Below are 6,070 nucleotides of genomic sequence, written 5' to 3' on the forward strand. Positions count from 1 at the left end.
TTTAACGGAATAAATATTTCCACCTAGAGTGGCGCCACCTTCCCACTGACACGAGGTCACCATGACATTTTCCACTCTGCGTCGACATTTCCTCTTCGGTAGTCTGGCCCTCGTTCTGGGCGCCAGTTTCAGCGCAGCAAGCTTTGCCGCTGACCTGCTCGATGACATCAAGTCCCGCGGTGCCATCAAGGTCGGCCTGGAGGGCACCTACCCACCCTTCAACTATCAAGACGCCAACGGCAAGCTGACCGGCTTCGAAGTCGAGTTGGCCGAAGCGCTGGCCAAGGAACTGGGCGTCAAGGTCGAGTTCCAGCCGACCAAATGGGACGGCATCCTCGCCGCGCTGGAGTCCAAGCGTCTGGACGTGGTGATCAACCAGGTGACCATCTCTGACGAGCGCAAGAAGAAATACGATTTCTCCACCCCCTACACTGTCTCCGGCATCCAGGCGCTGACCCGCAAGGCCGATGGCGACAGCATCAAGAGCGCCCAGGACCTGGCCGGCAAGAAGGTCGGCGTAGGCCTTGGCACCAACTACGAACAGTGGCTGAAAGACAACGTGCCGCAAGCCGACATCCGCACCTACGATGACGATCCGACCAAATTTCAGGATCTCAACGTCGGTCGCATTGATGCGATTCTGGTAGATCGCCTCGCAGCCTTCGAAATGGTCGAGAAAACCGGCGGCCGCCTGGCCGTGGCCGGTGACGCCTTCTCGCGTCAGGAGGCCGGCATCGCCCTGCGCAAGGGTGATCCTAAGCTTCTCGCCGCCATCGACCAGGCGCTGGCCAAGCTGAGTGCCGACGGCACCCTCAAACAACTGTCCGAGAAATGGTTCAAGGCTGACGTCACCCGATGATCGAGTCCGCCCTGCAGCTGGCTCTGGAGTCGGCGCCCTTTCTGCTCAAGGGCGCCTACTACACGGTCGTACTCAGCCTGGGCGGCATGTTCTTCGGTTTGCTGCTGGGCTTCGCCCTCGCCGTCGGACGCCTGTACGGGCCAGCGCCACTGCGCTGGCTCACCCGCCTTTACGTCTCCTTCTTCCGTGGCACGCCGCTGCTGGTGCAGCTGTTCCTGATCTACTACGGCCTGCCGCAACTGGGGATTCAGCTCGATCCGTTGCCGGCCGCGCTGATCGGCTTCTCGCTGAACATGGCCGCCTACACCTCGGAGATTCTCCGCGCGGCCATCGCCTCCATCGACCGTGGCCAATGGGAAGCAGCCGCCAGCATCGGCATGAGCAAGACGCAGACGCTATATCGGGCGATCTTGCCGCAGGCCGCGCGCACCGCCCTGCCGCCGTTGGGCAACAGCTTCATTTCCCTGGTCAAGGACACCGCCCTGGCCGCCACCATCCAGGTGCCGGAACTGTTCCGTCAGGCGCAGTTGATCACCGCGCGCACCTTCGAGATTTTCACCATGTACCTGGCAGCCGCGCTGATCTACTGGGCGCTGGCCAGCATCCTCGCGCACTTCCAGGCGCGCCTGGAAGCCAGGGTCAACCGGCACGAGCAGGACAACTGATGATTTCCGTGCGCAATCTGCGAAAAGCCTTCGGCAGCAACGAAGTACTCAAGGGCATCGACCTGGATGTGGCCGCTGGCGAAGTGGTCGCCATTATCGGCCCCAGCGGCTCGGGCAAGACCACCCTGCTGCGCTGCCTCAACCTGCTGGAGCAACCCAGCGCCGGGCAGATCACCGTGGGCGATATCCATATCGATGCGGATAAACCGCTCAAGGGCCAGCAGAAGCTGATCCGCCAACTGCGCCAGCAGGCCGGCTTCGTATTCCAGAACTTCAACCTGTTCCCCCACCGCACGGCACTGGAAAACGTCATCGAAGGCCCGGTGCAGGTGAAGAAGGAGCCGCGCGAAGCGGCCCTCGCCCATGCCCGCGCCCTGCTCGCCAAGGTGGGCCTGAGCGGCAAGGAAGACGCCTACCCCAAGCGCCTATCCGGCGGCCAGCAACAGCGCGTGGCCATCGCCCGTGCCCTGGCCATGCGCCCGCAGGTGATCCTCTTCGACGAACCCACCTCGGCCCTCGACCCCGAGCTGGTGGGCGAAGTGCTGACCACCATCCGTGATCTGGCCGAAGAAAAACGCACCATGATCATCGTCACCCACGAGATGGCCTTCGCCCGCGACGTGGCAGATCGGGCGATCTTCATCGACCAGGGACACATCGTCGAACAAGGCCCGGCCAAGACCCTGTTTACCGCGCCCCAACATGAACGCACGCGACAGTTTCTCAGCAAGTTTCTGCTGGATCGCTCGCTTTAGTCAGTCGTAGCGTCGGTGAATATGTCCAGAAGTTGGTGGGGGAACCGGCTGAGGTAAGAGTGGGAGCAAGCGAATTTTTCTTGGGCCGTTTAAGGCCAGAGGAGGTCATATTGTTAACGATACGGGCGGATGCGATAGGCTCTCTTTGAGCTCATATGGCCTGTTTTTTACAGAACCACTGCCGTATACGAATAGCAACCGCGATCACGATCCAGGTGTAAAAAGCCGCCATTAGATCGTCGAGCACGATACCCACCCCACCGCCGACAGCTTCAAGAAGATTCAGCGGCGGTAATTTGAGGGCATCGAACAAGCGAAATAGTGCGAACGCTATCAGGAACATCCAGGGGCGGCGGATTGAAGCAAGCCCTATCATCGAGACCGGAAATACCAGGTACTCGTCTGCAACGATCTGTGGAATATCTCCGCCCCCTAACCACAGCGAAGCCCAATGGCAGAGCGGCACAGCCAGTGCCAGCAGTACCACCGCGATGAGAGCCTGGCGCCTCGGGGGATGACCCAATAACCACCAGGCCAGAGGCAAACCAAGCAACGATCCGAAGGTTCCGGGCATGAACGGTAGCTGACCAAGACCGAAGCCTGTTGCTGCCTGCACCACCAAGGTTTCTATCATCGAAATCGCAAATCCATCTTATGCATCTGGAACAGGCTGCAGGAGGGTTAGCCAGAGGTCGCTAACCCTCCTGCGCTGGAAGAACAACAAGCCAGAAGGTGTTGATGCATCAGGCCTCAGCAAGGGTAAGCTCTGTCAGTACACGCCTGATCAGATGAACACCTGGCTGACAGGGAAGCCGGCTAGGAGGCGGTCGCAAGAGGCAATATACGCTCCAGTATGTCCGCGAGCGTTACCACCCCTTTCAGCTGTCCGTCTTGCATGACCACCGCAAGCTGAACACTCGACTTACGCATGAGCGCTAGGGACTCATAGACCGGCGTTTTCGCGTCCAGAATGAAAACCTGGCGGGCTATTTCCCGCGCCGGACGCATATCAGGCTCAAGCAGCGTGTCACGCAGATGAACGACCAGAGGCAGTTTGTCGCTGGCGCCGAGAATCAGGATACGCAGATGGCCTGACTGAGCAGCGATGGCACGTACATCCGCTACGGATGCATCAAATTTGACGTGCACCGGGACAGCGTCACTCTTTACCAGCTCCTCGATCGGTAAGGTGCCGAGATCAATAAGGCTGGATATCTGCTGCTGAAGGCCAGGCTGAAGCGTTCCGACCTCAGCTGAGTGCTCGACGAGTCTACGAATGGTGGCGATGTCCTGCCCGCCCACCGCAGCGCTCTCGACAGGCTCGACACCGGAAGCCTTGACTAGACGGTTCGCAATCCGGTTGACCCACCTCATCAGGGGGCGCAACGGCCAGATGTAAGCGCGTGATATGAGCCCCACCGCAAGTGCCGAACGCTCCGGGTGTGCAATCGCCCAGGATTTCGGTGCCATCTCGCCAACGACCAGGTGCAGGAAGGTCACCACGAAGAGCGCGAGCGCGAAGGACGCACCACCCGCCGCCCACTCGGGCACGCCCCAGACGATCAGCAGCGGGCCGAACCAGTTGTCGACAGCAGGCTTGGTCACGGCGCCCAGTGCGAAGGTACAGAACGTGATGCCCAGCTGAGCACCAGCCAGCATCAGGGTCAGGTCGTTCATGCCGCGCAACGCGGCGCGCGCAGAGCTGCTGGTAGGCGCCAGCTCTTCGAGACGGTGACGGCGCGCACCGAGCAACGCGAACTCAATGATGACGAAGATTGCGCTGAGCACGATGAGGGCAATGGTCACCAACGTGACGATCAGAGGATCATTCATTGCGCTTCCTCCTGCTTAATCGTCTCGACAAGCGTGACACGCACCTGCGTCGGTACATAGCGTTCAACCCGCAGCACCTCGATCACTAGCTGACGCACCACAGGCAGATCGGAAACAAGCTCCGAGGGATCCTCAGGCAAGGTTATCGTCACGGTGTCACCTTCGGCGGGCAAAGCCCCCAGCTCCGCGATCAACAGGCCTGCGATGGTTTCAACCTCTTCATGAGGTAGGTCATAGCCGAGCGCACGTTCGACTTCGTCCAGGTGCACATCGCCATCCATAATCCAGATGCCGTCACCGCCAGGCATGAGCGGGTCGGCGTTATCTTCATCATGCTCATCGGTAATTTCGCCGACGATTTCCTCGGCGAGGTCCTCAAGAGTCAGTACACCTACGAAGCTGCCGTATTCATCGATGACGCAGGCCAGTTGGTTGTTGGTCTGAATCAGTTCAGCAAGGGCATCCGGTAGCGCCATGAGGGTAGGCATAACCGTGGCCGGTCTCATCACCGACTCAACAGTATCTTCAGTATCCCCTGCTAATAGTCGCAACAGGACATCCGTGAGGTGAACGACGCCGACGGGGGTGTCCTCGTGGATGACGGGGTAACGGGTATGACCACTGGCCATGAGTTCGCGCAGTTTGAGCAACGTCGTCTCAGGCGTGAGCCAGTCAACCTGTGACCGCGGAATCATGGCGTGTTCGACGTCCTGCCGGGGGAAGTCAAGAATGCGATCCAGCATCAGCGAAAGCTCTACAGGAAGGTCTCCGCTGTCACGCGAGTCAGAGATGATGCGCGGCAGGTCATCAGCCGAGACGCTTACATCCAGATCATGGACAGGCTCGATACGTAGCAGGCGCAGGAACAGATTGGCGGACTTGTCGAAAAAGCCGATCAACCAACCGAATACCGTCAGGTAAATCAGAGTCGAGCGGGCAAGACCTCTGGCCAGAGGATCGGCATTGGCGATTGCCAGGTTCTTCGGATAGAGCTCGCCAAAAATCATCTGGATAATCGTGGCAACCACCAAGGCAAGCAGCGTACCGACGGTTACGCCAACTTCGGACGGAATGCCGACCCCGCCCAGCAGAACACCGAGCGACTGACCAACCAATGGTTCGGCCACGAAACCGACCATCAGACCTGTCACGGTGATACCCAACTGGGCACCCGACAGCATGAAACTGGTTCGCTTCGTCACTTCAAGCGCGCGCTTGGCGGAGGCATCACCGTCGGCAGCCAGTACGGCAAGCCGCGTACGGTCGACGGCCATGTAGGCGAATTCCTGGGCGACGAAATAGCCGTTTGCCGCAATGATCGCCAGGATAACGAGGGAACCGAACAGGAGAGTGAGGGTCGGCTCGATCACCGCATCACCTCATCAGTTTTTGTTTCAGAAGAGCGTCTACAACCGCTGGGGCTTGATGTGTCCACAATGGATCCGAAGTGACAAAGGGCCGCCATTATATTCCTTCCCAGGCCCCAGGCCACTTTGATGATCAATGCAGAAACTGCTTACGCAGGCCCGTAGATTGTGGCTTCTAGCACTGTGAGCCGAACTTCTAACATTTGAATACAAATGCGAACGCGAGATCGGGCATTCGATACAACCATGCTGTTCGTACCTAACCCGTCCAAAACGCCTCTATTTTATGAGGAAATGCCGTGACCGCTTTGGGCCGCTAACAACTCTTGCCCTACTCCCGCCCCCAGGCTACAGACCGCCCTGTCACGGTCAATCCCGTGACCGGGTGTGGTAGCCCGATTCACACGAAGGCGCGGTAGCGCCATAGTCGAGAGCAGGTGCTTTTTTTTGTGCCTGCTGTTTTCTCGCGCATTTATGGCGGGCCGTGTGAGGCAGGCTTCGGCCTGGCCGGCGTCCTTCGTGGGTCGGTCTACCACCCTTGCACGGTCCGCCTCCATATCGTGTGGTAGCGAATGGAACGCGGCTCCTTAA

The 6,070-nt window shown here is 59.3% G+C and carries 6 protein-coding genes; 3 read left to right on the forward strand and 3 right to left on the reverse strand.

Going from position 1 to position 6,070, the window contains the following annotated elements; genetic code table 11:
* Window positions 1–61: 61 nt before the first annotated feature.
* Genes tcyJ through tcyN form a run of 3 tightly spaced genes read left to right on the forward strand, consistent with a single transcriptional unit; the run spans window position 62 to window position 2,279 of the window.
* Window positions 62–859 carry a cystine ABC transporter substrate-binding protein gene (tcyJ, locus tag CDO35_RS10530; RefSeq protein ID WP_099524549.1) on the forward strand — a complete coding sequence of 266 codons (798 nt, stop codon included), beginning with the start codon at window positions 62–64 and terminating at the stop codon, window positions 857–859.
* Complete coding sequence (gene tcyL / locus CDO35_RS10535; RefSeq protein WP_045735909.1) at window positions 856–1,524, forward strand: cystine ABC transporter permease; 669 nt, start codon at window positions 856–858, stop codon at window positions 1,522–1,524. Before tcyJ ends, tcyL begins: the two co-directional genes overlap by 4 nt.
* Window positions 1,524–2,279, forward strand: coding sequence for an L-cystine ABC transporter ATP-binding protein TcyN (tcyN, locus tag CDO35_RS10540; protein ID WP_099524551.1), 756 nt, complete (start codon window positions 1,524–1,526; stop codon window positions 2,277–2,279). The genes tcyL and tcyN overlap by 1 nt, the downstream gene beginning before the upstream one ends.
* Window positions 2,280–2,430: 151 nt before the next feature.
* Here the strand turns inward: tcyN and CDO35_RS10545 are convergent, their stop codons facing one another.
* The 3 genes from CDO35_RS10545 to CDO35_RS10555 form a co-directional block, all read right to left on the reverse strand.
* On the reverse strand, window positions 2,431–2,913 hold the full coding sequence (locus CDO35_RS10545; protein ID WP_099524553.1) for a phosphatidylglycerophosphatase A family protein: 483 nt from the start codon (window positions 2,911–2,913) through the stop codon (window positions 2,431–2,433).
* A 182-nt stretch (window positions 2,914–3,095) separates the two neighbouring features.
* Window positions 3,096–4,112: a CNNM domain-containing protein gene (locus tag CDO35_RS10550; protein ID WP_099524554.1), complete on the reverse strand. Its 1,017-nt coding sequence runs from the start codon at window positions 4,110–4,112 to the stop codon at window positions 3,096–3,098.
* Window positions 4,109–5,482, reverse strand: a complete 1,374-nt coding sequence (locus CDO35_RS10555) for a hemolysin family protein (RefSeq protein WP_099524556.1) — start codon at window positions 5,480–5,482, stop codon at window positions 4,109–4,111. Before CDO35_RS10555 ends, CDO35_RS10550 begins: the two co-directional genes overlap by 4 nt.
* Window positions 5,483–6,070 lie beyond the last annotated feature (588 nt).

Source organism: Pseudomonas sediminis, from assembly GCF_002741105.1.
In the GTDB taxonomy this organism is placed as follows: Bacteria; Pseudomonadota; Gammaproteobacteria; order Pseudomonadales; family Pseudomonadaceae; genus Aquipseudomonas; species Aquipseudomonas sediminis.

What these genes read in the sequence shown, in the direction of transcription:
- tcyJ (WP_099524549.1), top strand. Translation starts at nt 62, where the DNA reads ATGACATTTTCCACTCTGCGTCGACATTTCCTCTTCGGTAGTCTGGCC.
- tcyL (WP_045735909.1), top strand. Translation starts at nt 856, where the DNA reads ATGATCGAGTCCGCCCTGCAGCTGGCTCTGGAGTCGGCGCCCTTTCTG.
- tcyN (WP_099524551.1), top strand. Translation starts at nt 1,524, where the DNA reads ATGATTTCCGTGCGCAATCTGCGAAAAGCCTTCGGCAGCAACGAAGTA.
- CDO35_RS10545 (WP_099524553.1), bottom strand. Translation starts at nt 2,913, where the DNA reads ATGATAGAAACCTTGGTGGTGCAGGCAGCAACAGGCTTCGGTCTTGGT.
- CDO35_RS10550 (WP_099524554.1), bottom strand. Translation starts at nt 4,112, where the DNA reads ATGAATGATCCTCTGATCGTCACGTTGGTGACCATTGCCCTCATCGTG.